Source organism: Specibacter sp. AOP5-B1-6 (assembly GCF_052376555.1).
Lineage (GTDB): Bacteria > Actinomycetota > Actinomycetes > Actinomycetales > Micrococcaceae > Specibacter.
The window spans coordinates 1-1,183 of sequence record NZ_JBQSVT010000112.1 but is presented as its reverse complement, the minus strand read 5'-3'; the positions used below and the strand labels follow the sequence as shown (position 1 = coordinate 1,183).

Sequence of the window (1,183 nt, the reverse complement as noted above, 5' to 3'; positions counted from 1 at the left end):
GGTGATAGCCAACCCGGTGCGCTTCTGTTACGCGTCGCAGTGGATGACCGCGGGTAGTTGCTTTGCCTGACGATGTGGCTTGTTGAACCGGAATTCATCGCGGGCCTCTTGACGTTCTTCGTTGGCGGCGTCAGGCTGACGATGGACCCTTGATCTGGAATTTTGTTCCTTTTCTTAAATGACGAACGACCTGGTGCCAGTTTCGAAGCCGCACCAGGTCGTTCTAACGCGAAATGAGTCGCGCTGATGCTTACGGTAAGCCACGATCCTGCCGCTGTCGAATCCCGGCTCTTTGGCCGCGGATTTGTTTGCCCAGCGTGCCGTGGGCGGCTGCGACCTTGGGGTTTCGGGGTGGAGCGTGTGATCCGGTGCGGGGTCCCTGTAGTGAGCCGACGGTTTATCCCGCGTAGGGCCCGCTGTGGTGGATGCGGTGTCACCCATATCTTGTTGCCTGCTGAGTTTGCTTGCCGTCGTGCTGATCATGCCGAGGTCATAGCGGAGGCCGTGGAGCTGAATGCTGCCTACGGGCGTGGGCATCGGAAGATCGCTGCGAGGCTTGATCGGCCCGAGAGCACGGTGCGGGATTGGCTGCGGGACTTTAGAGCCAATGCCCCGGCCATCGTGGCGGCGTTCGCTGTTCGGGTGCACCGGGCGACTGCCGAGGCATTGAGCTACTGGCCATCCCCGTCACCGACAGCCACCTCTAATGCGTTGGGCATGCTCATGGCTCATGCCCGGTTGCTGGCCGAGGTGCACCACCACGAGTCCGAGCCCGTCGTCACGGTGCCGTGGCAATATGCTGCCTTGTTCGCTCATGGGCCGTGGTTCTTTAGCAGGGTCGGATGGCCCGATGAGTGCAACACCAGCCCACCCTGCCGCTAGTGCGGTATATGGGCGATGGTGGGGTTCACATGCCTTTTCTGCTTCCCGCAGTTGGCATGGTCCCTTGTTTTCACCCCACCGGAAGGACCCTTTTCGACGATGAGCGCTCCAGCCCACCTGCCCTATGAGCTTGACCCTGCCCCGCCGGGGTCAGCCGGCATTGCTGTGCCGATGCTTGCTGCCCCGGCGGCCCTTACGCCGCCCCTTACGTCGCCGCTGGTACCGGCGAATCCGGCTCCGCGGGCGACGACGCCGTTGATGCGTAAGGAACAGCGGGACAATATTGCGTTGTTCCGTTATC

Annotated in this window: 1 protein-coding gene and 1 pseudogene; both read left to right on the top strand. The window is 62.0% G+C overall.

The window, feature by feature from the left end; all coding sequences use genetic code 11:
* Positions 1-246 precede the first annotated feature (246 nt).
* Complete coding sequence (locus tag ACT3TS_RS19685; RefSeq protein WP_444533218.1) at positions 247-882, top strand: helix-turn-helix domain-containing protein; 636 nt, start codon at positions 247-249, stop codon at positions 880-882.
* A gap of 99 nt (positions 883-981) precedes the next feature.
* Positions 982-1,183 (top strand): annotated as a pseudogene (locus ACT3TS_RS19680) (hypothetical protein); the annotation flags it as partial.